The organism is Mumia quercus (assembly GCF_025506335.1).
GTDB classification, from domain to species: Bacteria; Actinomycetota; Actinomycetes; order Propionibacteriales; family Nocardioidaceae; genus Mumia; species Mumia quercus.
Genome location: NZ_JANZYO010000007.1, coordinates 109,448 through 125,876, shown reverse-complemented (window position 1 = coordinate 125,876; position 16,429 = coordinate 109,448). Strand labels below are relative to the sequence as shown.

23 protein-coding genes are annotated in these 16,429 nt (G+C 70.9%); 10 read left to right on the top strand and 13 right to left on the bottom strand.

What is annotated here, in order from left to right; all coding sequences use genetic code 11:
- Positions 1-45: 45 nt before the first annotated feature.
- A complete protein-coding gene (locus NYZ95_RS17335) occupies positions 46-534 on the bottom strand; it encodes a class I SAM-dependent methyltransferase (protein WP_262852584.1) in 489 nt (162 codons plus the stop codon).
- 87 nt (positions 535-621) lie between these two features.
- Here NYZ95_RS17335 and NYZ95_RS17330 point away from each other — a divergent pair, with 87 nt between their 5' ends.
- Positions 622-957: a YnfA family protein gene (locus NYZ95_RS17330; RefSeq protein ID WP_262852583.1), complete on the top strand. Its 336-nt coding sequence runs from the start codon at positions 622-624 to the stop codon at positions 955-957.
- Positions 958-987: 30 nt separating this feature from the next.
- The gene (locus NYZ95_RS17325; protein WP_262852582.1) at positions 988-1,380 is read left to right on the top strand and encodes a hypothetical protein; all 393 of its coding nucleotides are present in this window, start codon (positions 988-990) and stop codon (positions 1,378-1,380) included.
- Here the strand turns inward: NYZ95_RS17325 and NYZ95_RS17320 are convergent.
- Positions 1,326-1,526 carry a DUF1918 domain-containing protein gene (locus tag NYZ95_RS17320; protein WP_262852581.1) on the bottom strand — a complete coding sequence of 67 codons (201 nt, stop codon included), beginning with the start codon at positions 1,524-1,526 and terminating at the stop codon, positions 1,326-1,328. The genes NYZ95_RS17325 and NYZ95_RS17320 overlap by 55 nt on opposite strands.
- Before the next feature lie 59 nt (positions 1,527-1,585).
- Positions 1,586-1,966, bottom strand: a complete 381-nt coding sequence (locus tag NYZ95_RS17315; protein ID WP_262852580.1) for a nuclear transport factor 2 family protein — start codon at positions 1,964-1,966, stop codon at positions 1,586-1,588.
- 130 nt (positions 1,967-2,096) lie between these two features.
- Here NYZ95_RS17315 and NYZ95_RS17310 point away from each other — a divergent pair, with 130 nt between their 5' ends.
- A complete protein-coding gene (locus NYZ95_RS17310) occupies positions 2,097-2,927 on the top strand; it encodes a helix-turn-helix domain-containing protein (RefSeq protein WP_262852579.1) in 831 nt (276 codons plus the stop codon).
- A gap of 13 nt (positions 2,928-2,940) precedes the next feature.
- Here NYZ95_RS17310 and NYZ95_RS17305 read toward each other — a convergent pair whose 3' ends face one another.
- From NYZ95_RS17305 to NYZ95_RS17290, 4 genes are all read right to left on the bottom strand, one after another.
- Positions 2,941-3,516 carry a CG0192-related protein gene (locus NYZ95_RS17305; protein ID WP_262852578.1) on the bottom strand — a complete coding sequence of 192 codons (576 nt, stop codon included), beginning with the start codon at positions 3,514-3,516 and terminating at the stop codon, positions 2,941-2,943.
- Between the two features lie 4 nt (positions 3,517-3,520).
- On the bottom strand, positions 3,521-3,946 hold the full coding sequence (locus NYZ95_RS17300) for an SgcJ/EcaC family oxidoreductase (protein WP_262852577.1): 426 nt from the start codon (positions 3,944-3,946) through the stop codon (positions 3,521-3,523).
- Positions 3,947-3,996: 50 nt separating this feature from the next.
- Positions 3,997-4,917, bottom strand: a complete 921-nt coding sequence (locus NYZ95_RS17295; protein WP_262852576.1) for a sulfite exporter TauE/SafE family protein — start codon at positions 4,915-4,917, stop codon at positions 3,997-3,999.
- Between the two features lie 97 nt (positions 4,918-5,014).
- The gene (locus NYZ95_RS17290; RefSeq protein WP_262852575.1) at positions 5,015-5,638 is read right to left on the bottom strand and encodes a LysE family translocator; all 624 of its coding nucleotides are present in this window, start codon (positions 5,636-5,638) and stop codon (positions 5,015-5,017) included.
- 69 nt (positions 5,639-5,707) lie between these two features.
- On the opposite strand from NYZ95_RS17290, the gene NYZ95_RS17285 reads away from it, so the two are divergent.
- Complete coding sequence (locus NYZ95_RS17285) at positions 5,708-6,172, top strand: Lrp/AsnC family transcriptional regulator (protein ID WP_308212259.1); 465 nt, start codon at positions 5,708-5,710, stop codon at positions 6,170-6,172.
- Between the two features lie 110 nt (positions 6,173-6,282).
- On the opposite strand, the gene NYZ95_RS17280 is transcribed toward NYZ95_RS17285, so the two are convergent.
- Positions 6,283-7,218 (bottom strand): SMP-30/gluconolactonase/LRE family protein, encoded by a 936-nt coding sequence (locus tag NYZ95_RS17280; RefSeq protein ID WP_262852573.1) that lies wholly within the window; start codon positions 7,216-7,218, stop codon positions 6,283-6,285.
- A gap of 136 nt (positions 7,219-7,354) precedes the next feature.
- Between NYZ95_RS17280 and NYZ95_RS17275 the strand changes: the two genes are divergently transcribed.
- Positions 7,355-8,668 (top strand): HNH endonuclease, encoded by a 1,314-nt coding sequence (locus NYZ95_RS17275; RefSeq protein ID WP_262852572.1) that lies wholly within the window; start codon positions 7,355-7,357, stop codon positions 8,666-8,668.
- A gap of 1 nt (position 8,669) precedes the next feature.
- On the opposite strand, the gene NYZ95_RS17270 is transcribed toward NYZ95_RS17275, so the two are convergent.
- A complete protein-coding gene (locus tag NYZ95_RS17270) occupies positions 8,670-9,602 on the bottom strand; it encodes a sigma-70 family RNA polymerase sigma factor (RefSeq protein ID WP_262852571.1) in 933 nt (310 codons plus the stop codon).
- A 149-nt stretch (positions 9,603-9,751) separates the two neighbouring features.
- Here NYZ95_RS17270 and NYZ95_RS17265 point away from each other — a divergent pair, with 149 nt between their 5' ends.
- On the top strand, positions 9,752-10,102 hold the full coding sequence (locus NYZ95_RS17265) for a DoxX family protein (RefSeq protein WP_262852570.1): 351 nt from the start codon (positions 9,752-9,754) through the stop codon (positions 10,100-10,102).
- Positions 10,103-10,130: 28 nt separating this feature from the next.
- Positions 10,131-10,568 (top strand): phosphatase domain-containing protein, encoded by a 438-nt coding sequence (locus NYZ95_RS17260; RefSeq protein ID WP_262852569.1) that lies wholly within the window; start codon positions 10,131-10,133, stop codon positions 10,566-10,568.
- On the opposite strand, the gene NYZ95_RS17255 is transcribed toward NYZ95_RS17260, so the two are convergent.
- The 3 genes from NYZ95_RS17255 to NYZ95_RS17245 are packed head-to-tail and all read right to left on the bottom strand — an operon-like array spanning position 10,549 to position 12,084.
- On the bottom strand, positions 10,549-11,304 hold the full coding sequence (locus NYZ95_RS17255) for an SDR family NAD(P)-dependent oxidoreductase (protein WP_262852568.1): 756 nt from the start codon (positions 11,302-11,304) through the stop codon (positions 10,549-10,551). The two genes, NYZ95_RS17260 and NYZ95_RS17255, sit on opposite strands and share 20 nt — an antisense overlap.
- Before the next feature lie 37 nt (positions 11,305-11,341).
- A complete protein-coding gene (locus NYZ95_RS17250) occupies positions 11,342-11,596 on the bottom strand; it encodes a helix-turn-helix domain-containing protein (RefSeq protein ID WP_262852567.1) in 255 nt (84 codons plus the stop codon).
- Complete coding sequence (locus NYZ95_RS17245; protein WP_262852566.1) at positions 11,596-12,084, bottom strand: DUF2975 domain-containing protein; 489 nt, start codon at positions 12,082-12,084, stop codon at positions 11,596-11,598. Before NYZ95_RS17245 ends, NYZ95_RS17250 begins: the two co-directional genes overlap by 1 nt.
- Before the next feature lie 92 nt (positions 12,085-12,176).
- Here NYZ95_RS17245 and NYZ95_RS17240 point away from each other — a divergent pair, with 92 nt between their 5' ends.
- From NYZ95_RS17240 to NYZ95_RS17230, 3 genes are read left to right on the top strand one after another with little or no spacing between them, the layout of a single operon-like run.
- A complete protein-coding gene (locus NYZ95_RS17240; protein WP_262852565.1) occupies positions 12,177-12,662 on the top strand; it encodes a helix-turn-helix transcriptional regulator in 486 nt (161 codons plus the stop codon).
- A 20-nt stretch (positions 12,663-12,682) separates the two neighbouring features.
- Positions 12,683-13,090, top strand: a complete 408-nt coding sequence (locus NYZ95_RS17235) for a VOC family protein (protein WP_262852564.1) — start codon at positions 12,683-12,685, stop codon at positions 13,088-13,090.
- A gap of 55 nt (positions 13,091-13,145) precedes the next feature.
- Positions 13,146-15,506 (top strand): ATP-binding cassette domain-containing protein, encoded by a 2,361-nt coding sequence (locus NYZ95_RS17230; RefSeq protein WP_262852563.1) that lies wholly within the window; start codon positions 13,146-13,148, stop codon positions 15,504-15,506.
- A 279-nt stretch (positions 15,507-15,785) separates the two neighbouring features.
- Here NYZ95_RS17230 and NYZ95_RS17225 read toward each other — a convergent pair whose 3' ends face one another.
- Positions 15,786-16,394 carry a VOC family protein gene (locus NYZ95_RS17225; RefSeq protein WP_262852562.1) on the bottom strand — a complete coding sequence of 203 codons (609 nt, stop codon included), beginning with the start codon at positions 16,392-16,394 and terminating at the stop codon, positions 15,786-15,788.
- Positions 16,395-16,429 lie beyond the last annotated feature (35 nt).

Sequence of the window (16,429 nt, the reverse complement as noted above, 5' to 3'; positions counted from 1 at the left end):
ACTCACGACGGCGGCGACACCGCCCGTCGTGGCCGCCGTGCACGCTCAGGGGCGGCGGGCCACGACCTCGAGCGTGGCGCCGGTGTAGCGCTCGCTCAGCAGCTCCCACCCGCGCAGCCGCCGCGCCGTCGCCTCGGTGAGACGCGCGGCGAGGATCCCGCCCGGCCGCAGCGCCTCGACGATCCGCGGCCACAGCGACGTCGCGTGCTCGCCGAGCAGCGCGCTCCGGGTGAGGACGAGGTCGGCCTCGGGGAGGCGGTCCTGGCCCGCGGCGCTGCCGACGACGGACGTCAGCCGCTCACGTGACGCCTCGTCGGTGAGGGCATGCAGCTTCTCGTGGACGTCCGGGTCCTCGTCGATGCCGATGACCGTCCAGCCGAGGGCCAGCAGCGCGGTCGTCTCGGCGCCGTTGGCGCACCCGATCACGACGGCCGTGCGCCCGGCACCGGCGCCCGCGAGCGTGAGGGCGGTCGAGCAGAGCGGAGGAACGGCCGGACGGGGAACACCGACGCCAGGGGATGAGTCGTGTCGCACGAGACGATGCTGCCACGCGGGCGTGCGCGCTGTCCCACCTCCCCATGCCCGTGCGTCGTCTTCGTGCCCGAGCGGCAACAATGTCCCATGACCGTCACGCGTTCGATCCTGCTCTTCGGCGTCGCCGCGTTCCTCGAGATCGGCGGCGCGTGGCTGGTGTGGCAAGGCGTGCGCGAGCACCGCGGCTGGGTGTGGGTCGGGGCCGGCGTCCTCGCGCTCGGCGCGTACGGCTTCGTGGCCACGCTGCAGCCGGACGCGAACTTCGGCCGCATCCTCGCGGCGTACGGGGGAGTGTTCGTCGCCGGCTCGCTGGTGTGGGGGATGGTCGTCGACGGGTTCCGTCCGGACCGGTGGGACGTGACCGGCGCCTTGGTGTGCCTGGCCGGCGTCGCCCTCCTCATGTACGCCCCGCGAAGCGCCTGACGCGGCCTCGCCCTGCGCTAGTCTCCGCCCATGAAGAGCCCTCGCAGGATGCCGCTGGACACTCGGCGCCTCTTCCTGATCGCCGCGGGCGCCACCCTCGCCGTCGGACAGCAGGCCGGTCAGATGGAGGGGGCCGTGCTCCCGCTGATCCTCCTCGCGCTCGCCGTGCTCGGCGTGCGCTGGGCCCGCGTGGTCGTCGCGTTCGTGGCCGCGTTCTTCGCGGTGCTCGCGGGATACGGCTGGGCTTCCTACGTGCTCGACGGCGGCGCGGGCAGCAGCGACGACAGCAGCATCCTCGCCGGGTTGACGATGTGGGTCGTCGTGCTGCTCTGCGTGACCTCGCCGGCCGTGAAGCAGTGGGTCTCGCCTCAGCCGCCGGTCGACCCCTCGCCGCGGACGATCTCGCAGTCCGCCCCCGGGTAGACGAGCGCCTCGTGCCCGTCGTCGAACCGCACGACGTACGGCGGCTCTCCGTCCTGTCCCCGTACGGTCACGATCTCGCCGTCATGGTCGGGCGCGCCGACCGTACGCCCGTGGAACCGGATCCGTTCTCCGACTGTCGCGTGCATGACCTCACCCCCTCCCGCCAGGCTACGGCGGGAGAGGGCTGGGGGTAAGTCCTGCCTGGTCAGGCCTGCGGCACGCGGTCGAGGAAGCCCGCGATGTGACGCATCCGGCCCTCGGGGGACAGCACGGCGACGTCCGCGCCGATGATGAGGTCCGGAGCATCGTCAGGCCCGAGGTTCCAGGTGAACCGCAGGAGGTCGTGGTGCCCGTCGACGAGGTCGCCCGGGCTGAAGCGCATCCCGGGCATCTGCTGGTGGACGGCACCGACGAGGTCCGACAGGGCGTCGCGGCCGTTCACCGCCGCCTGGGGATCGGTGTACGAGACGTCCGGCGTGAACGTCCGCTCGGCGATCGTCGCGCGGACGCCGGCGTCGGTCTCGTTCCAGAACGCCAGGTAGTCCGCCAGGAGGGTCTCGTTCGCCGTGGTGGTCAGCTCGGTCATCGCTGGGTCCTTCCGTCATGAGCCGCCGGTGCGGCTCGCTCGAGGCACCACCGTGCCGGTCGCGGGGGAAGCGTGTCGATGACCTCCGAGGTCATGGCTGTCGACCCACGGATGCGCCAGAGTGGGCATCGTGACCACGCAGACCGAGACCACGAGACCCTCCGGCGAGACGCTCGGCGACCTTCTCCGTCTGTGGCGCACCCGGCGGCGCTACAGCCAGCTGGCGCTCTCGTCGGAGACCGGCATCTCCACCCGGCACATCAGCTTCGTGGAGACGGGACGGGCGCGCCCGAGCAGCGAGATGATCCTCCGGCTCGCGAGCGCGCTGGACGTGCCGCCGCGCGACCAGAACCGGATGCTGCTGTCCGGCGGCTTCGCTCCGGCGTTCCCGGAACGCCCGCTCGCGCACGAGGACCTCGAGGCGGCGCGCACCGCCGTACGCGAGGTGCTGGTCGCGCACGAGCCGTATCCCGCCCTGGCGGTCGACCGGCTCTGGAACGTCGTCGACGCCAACGCCGGCGTCGCCGCGCTGACCGCCCTCGCGTCGCCCACCCTGCTCGAGCCGCCCGTCAACGCCCTGCGTCTCACGCTGCACCCCGACGGACTCGCTCCGTACCTGGTGAACCTCCCGCAGTGGCGCGAGTCCGTGCTCTCCAGCCTGCGCCGAGGGGCGGAGGCGCGAGGCGACGCGGAGATGTTCGCCCTCCACGACGAGCTCGCCGCGTACGAGAGGCCGGGCGGACCCGTCGAGCGCGGCGCCGACGGCGGACACGTCTTCGTGCCGATGGTGGTCCGTGTCGGCGACGACGTGCTGACGTTCCTGTCGATCATCTCGACGTTCGGCACGCCGCTCGACGTGACGGTCGAGGAGCTGGCGATCGAGACGTTCGTCCCCGCCGACGACGCCACGCGACGGTGGCTCGCGACGCACGTACGAAGGACCGCGCCGGATCCTTCGTGAGCGGCCGGAGGGCTCAGACCGTCACCAGCACGACGTCGGTGTCCTGCCCGCGCCAGCGGCCGCGCAGCGTGGCGGCGGCGCCTTCGGTCGGCTCCTCGTCCGTGAGGACGCGCCGCACGTCCGGCTGCCCCACGGGCGCGACCGCGTCGTCGGCGCGTCCGCTCCCGAACGCAGACGCCGTGCTCTCGCGGGGGACGGGGCCCTCGGCGGTCTCCACGACCTCGTCCGCCTGGCGTGCGCCGGTCAGCATCGCGTGCAGGACGGCGGTCACGTAGACGGGATCGCCCACCCCGTCGTACACCCAGCGCGACCCCAGGACCGAGTGCTCCATCGTGCCGATCAGGGCGGCCTCGGCGCCGGCGAGGGGAGCGCCGCGGTAGGTCAGCGGGACCTGGAGGACCGGCCCGTCGCCGCGACGGACGAGCAGGGTCTCGATGCCGACCTCGCCGTCCGGGTCGTCGAACCGGAAGGCGCCGACGCTCTCGAGCGGCCCCTCTCCGGCGGTCGCCGCCCACGGCTGGGACGGCAGCCACTCCTCGAGGAGCTCGAGCTTGGTCGGTCGGATCTCGGCGCGGTGGAGAACAGCCATGAGGTCATCCAACCACCGCTGTGTTCTGACAGGCGGTCAACAGCCAACGGCCGTCGTCCTGCTTCGCCATCACGTAGAGAGGAGTGCCCTCGCTCTCTTCGCCCGGAGTCAGGTAGCGCTGGCGCACCTTGACGGCGGCGACGTCGGGGCGGATGAAGAGCACGTGCACCACCTCGTACGTCACCTGGCCGTCCCACTCGGCGGCAGGCAGAACCCGTCGGGTGAAGTCGGCGATCGCGTCGAGGCCGATGAGGAGGCGGCCGCCCCCGGTGGTCCAGACCGCGTCAGGATGGAACAGGCTCAGGAACTCGTCCGGGTCCTTGTGCTGCTGAGAGTGCTCGACGACGGCGACCACCTGCTCGATCGCCTCGAGGTCGGTGAGGGCTGCGGGGATAGCTGCTGGGGTGGTTGCTGGGGTGTCGGTGTCCATGCGCCTCAGCATGGGACTTCAAGCGCGCTCGAGGTCAAGCGCTCGGCGGGCTAAGCGTGGGTGGCCTCGCCCGCCTCGACTGCTTCGGCCTCGAGGCGCTCGGCAGCACGCTCCTCGCGGTGACGCTTGAACGAGTAGCCGACCGCCGCGACCCACAGTGCGACGATGAGGACGTAGACCACAGAGCGCACGTCACCGGGGGCATCGATCCAGTCGCTCTTGAGCAGCGTGCGGACGTTCGTGAGGATGATCAGGCCGCCCACGAGGGACCCGAGGAGACGCGGCGGGATGTGACGCACGAGCCAGGCGGCGATCGGCGCGGCGATCATGCCGCCGATGAGGAGCGCGAGCGCCCAGGTGTAGTTCACGCCCTGCGAACCGATGCCGACGATGAAGCCGAGGCTCGCGGCGACGGCGACGAGGAACTCCGAGGTGTCGATGGAGCCGATCGTCTTGCGCGGCTCGAGGCGACCGCTGGCCAAGATGGCGGGCGTCCCGACGGGACCCCAGCCGCCACCGCCGGTGGAGTCGACGAACCCCGCCACGAGGCCGAGCGGCGCAAGGAAGCGCTTGCGCAGCGGCTTGCCGAGGTTGCCCTTCGGGAGACCGGCGACGGTGAACCGCGTGAGGATGTAGAGGCCGAGCGCCAGGAGGATGAGCGACATCAGCGGGGCCGCGGCCTCGGTGGAGAGGCTCGAGAGGAATGTCGCGCCTGCGAACGCGCCGATCGCGCCGGGGATGCCGATCTTGGCGACGACCTTCCAGTCGACGTTGCCGAACCGCCAGTGGGCGGCGCCCGAGACGAGCGTCGTCCCGATCTCCGCCAGGTGGACCGTCGCCGAGGCGGCTGCCGGGTTCGTCCCGATCGCCAGCAGCAGGGTCGTCGACGTCACTCCGTACGCCATCCCGAGGCTGCCGTCGACCAGCTGGGCCCCGAGGCCGACGAGAGTGAGGAGGACCAGGCTTCGCATGCGTACCCACCAAATTAATAAAGTCGATTCGGTCGGTACACAATAGGCACAGTTCTGCTCACACTGCAAGAAATTGCCGGGCGTGTCCGGCGACGTGTCAGGGGGCGAGCAGGCGCTCGGCGAGGAGCGCGACGCCGACGACGATCATCGCGACCCCCGACACGCGCGCGAGGACGCGTGAGGCGGCCGGGCGCGCGCCGAGGACGGCACGGGCGCCGAGCCCGAGGGCGGTGTAGAAGAGGCCGCACGTGGCGACGTACAGGAGGCCCAGGGTGCCGAGCTGCACCGGTGTCGACCACGTCCCTCGCGGGTCGGTGAACTGCGGCAGCATCGCGAGGAAGAGCAGGGGGCCTTTGGGGTTGAGGCCGCTGACGCCCATGCCGCGGAGCATCCGGCCACGCCAGCCGCCCGCCGGCGCGGCGTCGGGGGAGGCCTGAACCGTGCCGGGATCGGAGAGGACGCCGGTTCCCACGTAGATCAGGTACGCGGCTCCGACGAAGGTCAGGACGTCCAGGACCGTCGGCGTCTGCGTGACGAGCGTGCCGACGCCGGCGGCGACGATCCCTGTCAGGACGACGTAGCCGAGCATGAGGCCACCGACGGCAGGGAACACCACGCGGTCGCGGATGCCGGAGGCCAGCGTGAACGCCCAGTCGGGACCGGGGACGGCGATCAAGGCGAACGCCATCATCCAGAAGGCGAGGACCAGACTCAGGCTCATAGGGGGAAAGTACGCCGGAACCGCCCGAAAGTGTTTCTGTCTCTTCCCTCAAAACAGGGGAGTGGTGGAATGATCGTGCCCATGGACTCCGTAGACCGGAAGATTCTTGCTGCAATGCAGGCTGAGGGGCGGCAGAGCATCACCGAGCTGGCGGCCAAGGTCGGCCTGACGGTGTCTCCGACCCACCGTCGGTTGCGTGACCTCGAGCGGACCGGCGCCATCCGCGGCTACCGAGCCGTCATCGACCCGGTCGCGCTCGGGCTGACGTTCGAGGCGTTGGTGTTCGTCACGATGAAGCAGGAGGACCGGGAGACGCTCCTGGGCTTCGAGGCGGCCGTGCAGGAGATCCCGAACGTCGTGCAGGCGCAGCGGCTGTTCGGCGACCCCGACTACATGCTTCGCGTGGTGACCACGGACCTCGCGGCGTACGCGCAGCTGGAGGACGACGTGCTCTCTGCGGTGCCGGGGGTGCTGCGCCTCAACTCGACGCTGGTCATGAAGCACGTGGTCAGCGACAGGGCGCTCCCGGCATGAAGAAGTGTTGAAGGAAGGGCAGAACGAGAAATAACAGGCCCAAGCCTTCGGGAACGACAGCCGCCTCCACAACAGGGGGAGTGACCGTCCCAGCAGCGACGCGGCCCGGGTCAGCCGCGCCAGCGCGGAACGCGGGTGACCCAGTACGGCGTGTCGGTTGCGGGGGGAGTGGTGAACCGGCCGTTCGGCAGGTAGAGCCAGCGTCCGAAGGACGCGACCGTCGTCGGGACGTCGAAGTCGGGATCCGTGAGGACACCGACGAGGCGACCTGACCGGCCCGCGCGGTCCAGCTTGAGCACGGCGATCTGGTTCAGCCGGTTCTGGACGACGTACAGAGTGCGTCCGTCGAGCAGCATCCCGTCGCCGTTGACCAGCGAAACCCCGCCCAGGTCCACGCGCCGAGTGACCCCGCTGCGGGGATCGACACGGTGGAGCTCGCCGAGCGTCGAGTGGACCACGAGCAGTGCCTTGCGATCCGGGGTCTCGGTGATCCCGTTCGCCGCGAAGCCCGTCCCCTGCACCCAGTCACCGGACAGCGGCAGCGCCGAGACGTGCGAGTCGCCCGGAAGCCTGCCGTGGCGACCGAGGGGGACGCGGTACAGCTGGGGGTTGGAGGAGTCGGTGAACCACGCCGAGCGTTTCGTGAGGACGACGTCGTTGACGAACGACGGACCCGAGGTGAACACGTACGACGCCAGGATCTCTCCCGTACGGGTGCTGACGACGCGACCGTCTCCGGCCGGTCCACCGGCGACGAACAGGCGGCCGCGTCGGTCGGACTTCATGCCGACCGAGGGGGTGCCGGGTCCTTGGCTGACGACCGCGCCGGCGCCCGTACGCAGGTCGACCTGGTAGATGTCCCCGTCTGCCCGCGAGCCGAACCAGGCGGTGGGGCCGGGCCCGACAGCGATGCCCTCGGGCATGAAGCCGTTCGGCAGCTCGATCCGGTCAGGGAAGGCGTGGGTGTGGGCCGAGGCCGGGGGCGGCGCCAGGAGAGCGGCGGCGAGCACCGAGGCGACGGCGACGACGATCGTGCGCAGGTGCATGTCCTCGTCACTCCTCGTGGTCAGGAGAGGGGGATCTGCCCACGGTAGCCGCGATCGTGCGGGCCCGCCGGGACGCCGAGGGCACGACGTGCACGGTGCGGACGCGGGTGTCGGAGGGCGTTCCTAGGTTGGACGCATGTTCGACTCACGCATGATCGACGCCCTCACCGAGGCCGTCGACGACGTCTGCGCTCAGCCGTTGGCTCTCGCCGACGGCGCGCAGGTGCGTGCGTGGGCGCGGCAGCTGCAGGCCGGGATCGACCGGCTGGAGGGCCTGAAGGCAGCCGTCCTCGACCGGATCGACGAGAGCGGGGCGTACGCCGACGACGGAGCGTCCTCGGCACTCGGGTGGGCACGCCGCGAGCTGCGCCTGGGCGACGCCGAGATCAAGCGGCGCCGCGCAGCGGGCCGTTCGATGCGGCTCCTCCCGGAGCTGCGCGAGGCGGTGCTCGCAGGTCACGTACGCGTCGAGCACGCCGAGGAGTTCACGGTCGGCCTCACCAGGCTAGGCGCCGGCCCCATGAGAGAGGCGAGCGCAGAGATCCTGCTGCCGCTGGCGCGCGTCGGGACGCCGCGGGACGTGCGGGCGGCGATCGCACGGATGGACGAGCTGGTCTACCCCGAGCGTCTCGACGAGGCCTACAAGCGCGGCATGGACCGTCGCGACCTGTCCCTCACGCGATGCGGAGAGGGCTACCACGTCACGGGGTTCTTCGACCTCGTCAACGGCGCGAAGCTCGCCACGTGGCTGACCGCGGCCTCCGCACCGCGTGACGGTGACGACGCTCGTACGCCCGCGCAACGCCGGCTCGACGCGTTCGGCGACCTGATCGACGCCACGCTGACCCACGGCATGCCCAGCGACCGAGGCGTACGCCCGCAGCTGCACATGACGGTCGACGCGTCCTGGCTGGCCGGACAGGCGGGTGCGCCGCTTCCGCGGCTGGTCGGGTTCGGGTCGGTCGGGCCCGAGCTCTTCGACCGGCTGAGCTGCGACGCAGACGTGACGCCGGTCCTCACCGACGGGACGACGAGCGGTCCCACGCCGCAGGCGGACGTCTTGAACGTCGGGCGTGCGCAGCGGCTCGCCACACCCAAGCAGAGGATCGCGGTGCTCGTCCGTCAGGGCGGGACGTGCGCTGCCCCCGGCTGCCGCCACCGGGTCGCCGAGCTGCACCACACCATGTGGTGGTCGCGCGGCGGCCGCACCGACCTCGACGGGTTGGTCGGGCTGTGCGGGCGCTGCCATGCCGCCGTGCACGCGTCCAGGCTCCACGTCGAGCCCGACGGCCGTCGCGGTTTCGTGTTCCGACGTGGTGGCGGCACCGCCGGGGCCCTCCTGGAGGATCACGAGCGTGTGCAGGAGCACCGCCTCGACGGGTTCCTGCGCGGCTTCGCCGACGGTCTCGAGCGGGCACGACGGCGTCACCTGCTCGATCCTCGGTGCTGAGTCACGCACGCTGAGCAGGGGAGTCGTCCGGCCCGACGATGCCTCGAAGGTCGAGGGAGGCGAGCCGGTCCGGGTCGGACAGGACGTCGATGGCCGCCACCAGGCCGTCGACCACCGTGAAGGCCATGACGACCTGCGCGGAGCGGCGCGGCGCCACGACGACGCCCGCCACGCCGTTGACGAGGACGCGGTGCACGAACGGGAAGAGCCGCCCGGTCGACGCGGCCTGCGACGCCACGCTCGAGGCGCCGCGGAGCACCATCGTGAGCTGCGGCCTGCCCGCGCCGCCGTCCGACCGCAGCACCACCTCGGGGTGCAGGACGGCCACGAGCGCCTCGAAGTCGCCCTCGCGCGAGGCGGCGAAGAACGCATCCACGACCTCACGTTGACGGGCGAGGTCAGGGTCGGGCGACGTCGCCTGGCCGCGTACCCGTAAGCGCGCGCGGCTGGCGAGCTTGCGCGCCGCGTCGGGGGAGCGGTCGAGGAGGACCGCGAGGTCGGCGAAGCCCACCCCGAACATGTCGTGGAGGACGAAGGCCAGCCGTTCGGCGGGGGAGAGGGTCTCGAGGACGACGAGAAGTGCCAGGCCCACACCGTCGGCCAGCAGCGCTGACTCCTCAGGGTCGGCGACGCCGGACTCGGGGCTGACGATCGGGTCCGGCACGTGCACCAGGGGAACCTCGGTTCGTTGGCGTCGTCGCCGCAGCTCGTTGAGGCAGACGCGCGCCACGACCGTCGTGAGCCAGGCGCCCATGTTCTCCACCGCGGAGACGTCGGCGCGGCTGACGCGCAGCCAGGCGTCCTGCACCGCGTCCTCCGCATCGCCGCGCGACCCGAGCATCCGGAAGGCGACCGCGCGCAGGGTCGGGCGGTGCTCCTCGAACACCGCCTCGAGCCCGCCGTCGTCCGTGCCTGGATCTTGTCCCGCGCTCACCGCACACTCCTTCCGTTCCGACACCTCGTAGGGGAGACACGTGACAGCCCGCGAACGTGACGTGCGTCCCCGTCACATCGTGGCGGTCCCGCGGTTCGACCGGACAGAGCGACCGCCGCTGGAGGGGTCGCCGTACGAGAGGACCTGCCATGGGAACCCTGACGACGCTCCTCGTCGTGATCACCGCCGCCTGGATCGCCTTCTCCGGAGTCAGCGTGCTGGCCCGCCGGGCGTTCATCGTCGACAACCTCACGGACTACGGAGTCCCGGAACGCTGGTGGCCGTGGCTCGGGGCGGCGAAGCTGCTCGGCGCCCTCGGCCTGCTCGCGGGCCTCGCCGTGCCTGCGCTCGGCGTCGCGGCTGCGGTCGGGCTCGGCCTCTACTTCGTCGGGGCCGTGGTCACCGTCGTCCGCGCGCGCTCGTACGGGCACGTCCCGTTCCCGCTCCTCTACCTCGCGCCCGCGGTCGCCGCCGGCGTGCTCCTCGCGAGCGAGCTGTAGCGGCCCCGCTGTCCGGTAGAACGGGAGGGTGACCTCCTGGGACGTCGAGACCGCGGGCGTCCTTCCGCTGCCCTCGGGCCGGCTCGTCCGGGGGCGGAGCCTGCGAGCGCCACGCGACAACGGCGACGAGCCCGCCCTCGCCGTCCAGCTCGCGGGCACACGCCCGTCCCCGCCGCCGTGGGAGCAGCGGTGGATCCAGTGGCGAGACTTCTGGGTGCCGTCGCGCCCGGCCGAGGCGACGGCGACGCTGCACGAGGCGTACGACCGTGCAGCGCACGAGCGTGTCGAGATCGGCTGCGGCGGCGGGATCGGGCGTACGGGGACGGCGCTGGCCGTGCTCTGCGTGCTCGACGGGCTCGCCCCGGACGACGCGATCGCGTGGGTCCGTGCGCACTACCACCGACGTGCGGTGGAGACGCCGTGGCAGCGGCGGTACGTCAGGACGGTCAGACCAGGCTCGCCGTGAGCCCACCGTCGAGCACGTACGCGCTCCCGGTCACCCAGGTCGCGCGGTCGGACGCGAGGAAGCACACCACCTCGGCGATGTCGTCGGCGGTGCCGAGACGCCCCTGCTTCGCCGCGACGAGGTCACCGAAGGGCATCTGGGTCGCGCTCTCGAAGTCAGGCCGGAGCCGGTCCACCATGCTCGTGTCGGCGAAGCCAGGGCACACCGCGTTGACGCGCACGCCCGACGGGCGCAGCTCGACCGCCGCGACCCTGGTCATCTGGATGAGCGCAGCCTTGGTGGCGCAGTACGAGCCGAGCAGCGGGCTCCCGCCGAGCCCGGCGACCGACGCGATGTTGACGATGTTGCCGCCGGACTCGACGAGGTGCGGTACCGCGGCCTTGGTCATGAGGAACGGTCCACGGACGTTGACGGCGAAGATCCTGTCGAAGCTCTCCGTCGACTGGGTGGCCAACGGGCTCGCCACCTCGATGCCGGCGTTGTTCACCAGGACGTCGAGGCCGCCGAGGATCCCGACGGCCTGCTCGAGGGCTGCCTGCACCGATCCCTCGTCGGTGACGTCGCAGTTGGCCGTCCCCTCCGCGTCGAGCGCGGCACACGTCGCCTCGGCCGCGTCGACGTCCACGTCGCTGATCACGACGCGAGCCCCTCGTGCGAGCGCCTGCGCGGCGATCGCGCGCCCGATGCCGCGAGCCGAGCCGGTCACGAAGATGCGCTTGCCGTCGAGCTCTGACATGGGGGCCTCCTGAGGCGCGTCGTCCGGTGCCTGGAGGCTAGCGTCCCGCGGCGCCCTCGGCTGGGGAGATGTCGACGCGGTCCGGAGGGTCGGGCTCCCACCGCAGGAGGTCACCCGGCTGGCACTCCAGCACCTCGCAGAGCGCCTCCAGGGTCGTGAACCGTACGGCCTTGGCGCGGCCGTTCTTGAGGACGGCGAGGTTCGCCGGAGTGATGCCGACGCGGTCGGCGAGCGCGCCGACCGACATCTTGCGGCGCGCGAGCATCACGTCGATGTCGACCACGATCGCCATCAGATGACCTCGTCGAGCTCGGACTGGAGGGTGGTCGCCTCGGCGTCGCGAGCGACCGCCTGGGCGAGGAGCATCCGCAGCACGTACACCAGGAGCGCGACCCCGGCGACCATCAGCGCGAACCCGCCGATGAGCAGCACCACGCCGGGGGCCACCGCCTCGCCGGGGGCCAGGACCACTCCGAGGGCGAATGCCAGCAGGGAGGCGACCGCGACGGCACCGATGATCACGTCGACGTCGCGGAAAGCCGCATGAGTGAACACGGTGCCGCGCCGCACCTTCGTGAGGAGGCGCCACACGCAGATCATCACGACCTGGGTCGCGACGATCCCGAGCACGACGATCACGACGACGGGCACTCGTACACCGGCGGGCGCGTCGTCGAGGTCGACCGCCAGGAGCGGGACCATCACGCCCTGCACGAACAGGGAGCCTGCGAAGCCCAGGACGAGCACGACGCGTAGGGCAAGGACGACGATCCGGCCCATGGGCCACCTCCATCAATCGAGCAACGATTTGAAAGTATCGTTTTTCGATAGATCGGTCAATAGCGGGCCCTCGTGCGTGGCACGATCGGCGGGTGAGCGTGAGTCCCGCCGAGAAGCAACGGATCCGTGACCTCGGCCTGCTGCGCCGCGTCCGCGACCGGATCGACCGCGAGTTCGCCCACCCGCTGAACGTCGAAGGGCTCGCTCGGGGCGCCGGGATGTCGGCGGGACACCTGAGCCGCCAGTTCCGTGCCGCGTACGGGGAGTCGCCGTACGCCTACCTGATGACCCGTCGCATCGAGCGAGCGATGGCGCTGCTGCGTCGCGGCGACCTGAGCGTGACCGACGTCTGCTTCGAGGTCGGGTTCTCGTCGCTCGGCACGTTCAGCACCCGGTTCACCGAGCTGGTGGGAGTGCCGCCCAGCACGTTCCGTCGCGCGGCGGAGGACGGCACGATCCCGGTCCTCGAGGGCATGCCGGCCTGCATCGCGAAGCAGGTCACCCGCCCCGTCCGTACGCGCAAGCCTTCACGGTCGACCGCCGAGGCGGTCAGGAATCGAGAAGCGGCGACCGCCTGATCGGCGCTAGCGTCACCGCCATGAAGATCACCATCCACTACGCCTTCCTGCCGCACACCGACCCTGACGCGGCGCTGGCGTTCTACCGCGACACGCTCGGCTTCGAGGTCCGTCAGGACGTCGGGTACGGAGGGTTCCGCTGGCTGACCGTCGGTCCGCCGAACCAGCCGGAGACAGGGCTCGTCCTCACCCCGCCCGCCGCCGACCCGGGCATCACCGAGGAGGAGCGCCAGACGATCCTCGAGCTGATCGCCAAGGGCACGTACGGCGCGCTCACCCTCGCGACCGACGACCTCGACACGCTCTTCGAGAAGCTCGAGGCGAGCGGCGCGGAGGTCGTGCAGGAGCCCACCGACCAGCCGTACGGCGTCCGCGACTGCGCGTTCCGCGACCCCTCGGGCAACCTTCTCCGGATCAACCAGACCTGACCGCTCTCGCCCCTAGGGTGGAGGACCAGGACGGCTTGATGACGAGGGAGAGACGATGACCACGGTGCAGGTCGCCGACAGCCACGACATGATCCGCGTGCAGGGGGCGCGCGAGAACAACCTGAAGGACATCAGCGTCGAGCTCCCCAAACGTCGGCTGACCGTGTTCACCGGTGTCTCGGGCTCCGGCAAGAGCTCCTTGGTGTTCGCCACCATCGCGGCGGAGTCGCAGCGGATGATCAACGAGACCTACTCGGCGTTCGTCCAGGGCTTCATGCCGTCGCTCGCGCGCCCGGAGGTGGACCACCTCGAGGGACTGACGACGGCGATCATCGTCGACCAGGAGCGGATGGGCGCCAACCCGCGCTCGACCGTGGGTACCGCGACCGACGCGAACGCGATGCTGCGGATCCTGTTCAGCCGCCTCGGCGAGCCCCACATCGGGCCTCCGACCGCCTTCGCCTTCAACGTCCCCACCCGGACGGCGAGCGGCGTCATGAAGACCGAGAAGGGAGGCAAGGAGGAGAAGTCGGTCGTCCGCAACGCGGTCTACCAGGGCGGCATGTGCCCCCGCTGCGAGGGCATGGGCTCCATCAGCGACTTCGACCTCACGGCGCTGTACGACGACTCCAAGTCGCTGGCCGACGGCGCCCTCACCGTGCCGGGCTACAGCATGGACGGCTGGTACGGCCGGATCTTCAGCAACGCCGGCCTCCCGATGGACAAGCCGATCGCGAAGTTCACCAAGAAGGAGCTCCAGCTCCTGCTGTACGCCGAGCCCACCCGGATCAAGGCCGAAGGCATCAACGTCACGTACGAGGGGCTCATCCCGAAGATCCAGAAGTCGATGCTCTCGAAGGACGTCGACGCGCTCCAGCCGCACGTGCGGCGCTTCGTCGAGCGCGCGATCACCTTCACGACCTGTCCCGACTGCGACGGCACCCGCCTGAGCAAGGAGGCGCTGTCGTCGAAGATCAACGGCAAGAACATCGCCGAGCTCTGCGCGATGCAGATCAGCGATCTCGCGGTGTGGATGCGCACGATCGACGAGCCGGGGGTCGCGCCGCTCGTCGCCGGGCTCCAGCACCTGCTCGACGCGTTCAGCGACATCGGCCTCGGCTACCTCAGTCTCGACCGTCCCGCCGGCACCCTGTCGGGTGGCGAGGCGCAGCGGACCAAGATGATCCGTCACCTCGGCTCCTCGCTCACCGACGTCACGTACGTCTTCGACGAGCCGACCATCGGCCTCCACCCGCACGACATCGCGCGGATGAACGACCTCCTCCTGCAGCTGCGGGACAAGGGCAACACGGTCCTCGTCGTGGAGCACAAGCCGGAGACGATCGCGATCGCCGACCACGTGGTCGACCTCGGTCCGGGCGCAGGCACCGCGGGCGGCACGATCTGCTTCGAGGGCAGCGTCGACGGGCTGCGGGGGAGCGACACGATCACAGGACGCCACCTCGACGACCGCGCGACGCTCAAGGAGACGGTCCGCGAGCACGCCGGAGTGCTGGAGGTGCGCGGGGCGTCGACCCACAACCTCAAGGACGTCGACGTCGACGTGCCGCTCGGTGTCCTCTGTGTGGTGACGGGTGTCGCCGGCTCCGGCAAGAGCTCGCTCATCCACGGCTCGATCGCCCCGCGGGAGGGTGTCGTCGTGGTCGACCAGAGCGCGATCCGCGGGTCACGGCGCAGCAACCCCGCGACGTACACAGGCCTTCTCGACCCGATCCGCAAGGCGTTCGCGAAGGCGAACGGCGTGAAGCCGGCGCTGTTCAGCTCGAACTCCGAGGGCGCGTGCCCCGCCTGCAAGGGTGCCGGCGTCATCTTCACCGAGCTGGGCGTCATGGCGACCGTCGAGTCGGTGTGCGAGGAGTGCGAGGGGCGCCGGTTCCAGGCGTCCGTCCTCGAGTACGAGCTCGGCGGGCGCAACATCGCCGAGGTGCTCGCGATGTCGGTGACGGAGGCGGAGGAGTTCTTCGGCGAGGGCGACGCACGTACGCCTGCCGCGCACAAGATCCTCGACCGCCTCAGCGACGTCGGGCTCGGCTACCTGAGCCTCGGCCAGCCGCTCACGACGTTGTCGGGCGGCGAGCGGCAGCGCCTCAAGCTCGCAGCGCAGATGGCCGAGAAGGGCGACGTCTACATCCTCGACGAGCCGACGACCGGTCTGCACCTGGCGGACGTCGAGCAGCTGCTCGGTCTCCTCGACAGGCTGGTCGAGTCGGGCAAGTCGGTCATCGTGATCGAGCACCACCAGGCGGTCATGGCGCATGCCGACTGGATCATCGACCTCGGTCCGGGCGCCGGCCACGACGGGGGCACCGTCGTGTTCGAGGGGACACCCGCCGACCTGGTCGCAGCACGGTCGACGCTGACCGGAGAGCACCTCGCCGACTACGTCGCCTCGTGAGCGCCGAGGGGCGCCGACGGACGACCATCCGGACGCGCCGCTGAACGGGAGGGAGGTCACCGAGTTCGGTCTCCTGGATCCCGTCGTGAGCGGCGAGACGACGACCGCGGGTGTCGGGAACACCCGCGAGACGTTCGACGAGGCGGTCGCGGGCGTGGGTTCCACGTGCGGTACCGCAGCGCCGGCCGTGAGCACCAGGTCTTCTCGCCGTTCGGCATCCACTTCTGCGAGCCCCAGGGACGCGAGTTCTGCGCGCAGCGGTGAGCTGGGCCGCTCGCGTCAGGCGGTCTCCCAGACGAAGCCGTCGGGGTCGGTGAAGGCACCGGCGTCGCTGTTGATCGCGAGCCGGTGCGAGCCGTCGCCCTCCTTAGGGACGCCGGCGTCCTTCGCGAGGGCCTTGCGCCCGTACAGACCCAGCTTGACGTTGCCCGAGCCGGCCTTGAACTCGACGTACTTCTTGCCGAAGCTCCGCTCGACCTCGAGCCCGTGGTCGACGTAGAAGTCCTTGGTTGCGCCCACGTCCGAGGCGCCGATCAGGAGGACGATCTCGTCGATGTCGCGCACCGGGCGGCCCTTCTCCTTCTTCGACGGAGTCGCGGCCTTCCAGATCGCGCCGTCGGGCGCTTGGACGACTCCGCCGTACCCCCACATGCTCTTGGCGGCAGGGCGGAGCACCGTCGCGCCGGCGTCGACCGCCGTACCGAGGAAGCTGTCGACGCTGGACGGCTGCGGCAGGACCAAGGAGAGCGTGTACGCGCGGAAGCCGCTGGTCGGGTCCGCACCCGCCCGCACGTTCACCCGGTCGCCGAGGCCGAAGGCGTGCTCGTAGAACTGGGAGGCGGCCGTGGGATCAGGCGCCTCGAGCGTGACCGACGCGATGGAAGTCATGACTGTTCCTCTCAGAGATCCCCTCGTCGGGGATG

What these genes read in the sequence shown, in the direction of transcription:
- NYZ95_RS17235 (WP_262852564.1), top strand. Translation starts at nt 12,683, where the DNA reads ATGAAGATCACCATCCACTACGCCTTCCTGCCGCACACCGACCCTGAC.
- NYZ95_RS17225 (WP_262852562.1), bottom strand. Translation starts at nt 16,394, where the DNA reads ATGACTTCCATCGCGTCGGTCACGCTCGAGGCGCCTGATCCCACGGCC.
- NYZ95_RS17280 (WP_262852573.1), bottom strand. Translation starts at nt 7,218, where the DNA reads ATGCACCTGCGCACGATCGTCGTCGCCGTCGCCTCGGTGCTCGCCGCC.
- NYZ95_RS17265 (WP_262852570.1), top strand. Translation starts at nt 9,752, where the DNA reads ATGGGAACCCTGACGACGCTCCTCGTCGTGATCACCGCCGCCTGGATC.
- NYZ95_RS17275 (WP_262852572.1), top strand. Translation starts at nt 7,355, where the DNA reads ATGTTCGACTCACGCATGATCGACGCCCTCACCGAGGCCGTCGACGAC.
- NYZ95_RS17325 (WP_262852582.1), top strand. Translation starts at nt 988, where the DNA reads ATGAAGAGCCCTCGCAGGATGCCGCTGGACACTCGGCGCCTCTTCCTG.
- NYZ95_RS17315 (WP_262852580.1), bottom strand. Translation starts at nt 1,966, where the DNA reads ATGACCGAGCTGACCACCACGGCGAACGAGACCCTCCTGGCGGACTAC.
- NYZ95_RS17290 (WP_262852575.1), bottom strand. Translation starts at nt 5,638, where the DNA reads ATGAGCCTGAGTCTGGTCCTCGCCTTCTGGATGATGGCGTTCGCCTTG.
- NYZ95_RS17300 (WP_262852577.1), bottom strand. Translation starts at nt 3,946, where the DNA reads ATGGACACCGACACCCCAGCAACCACCCCAGCAGCTATCCCCGCAGCC.
- NYZ95_RS17285 (WP_308212259.1), top strand. Translation starts at nt 5,708, where the DNA reads ATGATCGTGCCCATGGACTCCGTAGACCGGAAGATTCTTGCTGCAATG.
- NYZ95_RS17305 (WP_262852578.1), bottom strand. Translation starts at nt 3,516, where the DNA reads ATGGCTGTTCTCCACCGCGCCGAGATCCGACCGACCAAGCTCGAGCTC.
- NYZ95_RS17320 (WP_262852581.1), bottom strand. Translation starts at nt 1,526, where the DNA reads ATGCACGCGACAGTCGGAGAACGGATCCGGTTCCACGGGCGTACGGTC.
- NYZ95_RS17250 (WP_262852567.1), bottom strand. Translation starts at nt 11,596, where the DNA reads ATGGCGATCGTGGTCGACATCGACGTGATGCTCGCGCGCCGCAAGATG.
- NYZ95_RS17330 (WP_262852583.1), top strand. Translation starts at nt 622, where the DNA reads ATGACCGTCACGCGTTCGATCCTGCTCTTCGGCGTCGCCGCGTTCCTC.
- NYZ95_RS17245 (WP_262852566.1), bottom strand. Translation starts at nt 12,084, where the DNA reads ATGGGCCGGATCGTCGTCCTTGCCCTACGCGTCGTGCTCGTCCTGGGC.
- NYZ95_RS17295 (WP_262852576.1), bottom strand. Translation starts at nt 4,917, where the DNA reads ATGCGAAGCCTGGTCCTCCTCACTCTCGTCGGCCTCGGGGCCCAGCTG.
- NYZ95_RS17255 (WP_262852568.1), bottom strand. Translation starts at nt 11,304, where the DNA reads ATGTCAGAGCTCGACGGCAAGCGCATCTTCGTGACCGGCTCGGCTCGC.
- NYZ95_RS17230 (WP_262852563.1), top strand. Translation starts at nt 13,146, where the DNA reads ATGACCACGGTGCAGGTCGCCGACAGCCACGACATGATCCGCGTGCAG.